1 protein-coding gene is annotated in these 629 nt (G+C 66.3%); it reads left to right on the forward strand.

What is annotated here, in order from left to right:
- The coding region (locus tag MFF40_RS28350) for a GTP-binding protein (protein WP_238263153.1) at positions 1-629 on the forward strand (629 nt) is incomplete at its 3' end.

The following is a 629-nucleotide window of genomic DNA, read 5'->3' on the forward strand; positions in this document are numbered from 1 at the left end:
ATGGGCAAGGAAAAGTTCGCTCGCACCAAGCCGCACTGCAACATCGGCACGATCGGTCACGTCGACCACGGCAAGACGTCGCTGACGGCGGCGATCACGAAGGTGCTGGCTGAGACGGGCGGTGCGACGTTCACGGCCTACGACCAGATCGACAAGGCCCCGGAGGAGAAGGCGCGCGGGATCACGATCTCGACGGCGCACGTGGAGTACGAGACGGCCAACCGGCACTACGCCCACGTCGACTGCCCCGGCCACGCCGACTACGTGAAGAACATGATCACGGGTGCCGCCCAGATGGACGGCGCGATCCTGGTGGTGTCGGCGGCCGACGGCCCGATGCCGCAGACCCGGGAGCACATCCTGCTCGCCCGTCAGGTCGGCGTTCCGGCGCTGGTGGTGTTCCTGAACAAGGTCGACATGGTCGACGACGAGGAACTCCTGGAGCTGGTCGAGCTCGAGGTGCGCGAGCTCTTGTCGAAGTACGACTTCCCGGGCGACGACATCCCGATCACCAAGGGCTCGGCGCTGATGGCGCTCGAGGACAAGGAGCCCAAGATCGGCAAGGAGGCGGTGCTGGCGCTGATGGCGACGGTGGATGCCTACATCCCGCAGCCGGAGCGTCCGATCGA

It is taken from the genome of Methylobacterium mesophilicum (assembly GCF_022179445.1).
Lineage (GTDB): Bacteria > Pseudomonadota > Alphaproteobacteria > Rhizobiales > Beijerinckiaceae > Methylobacterium > Methylobacterium mesophilicum.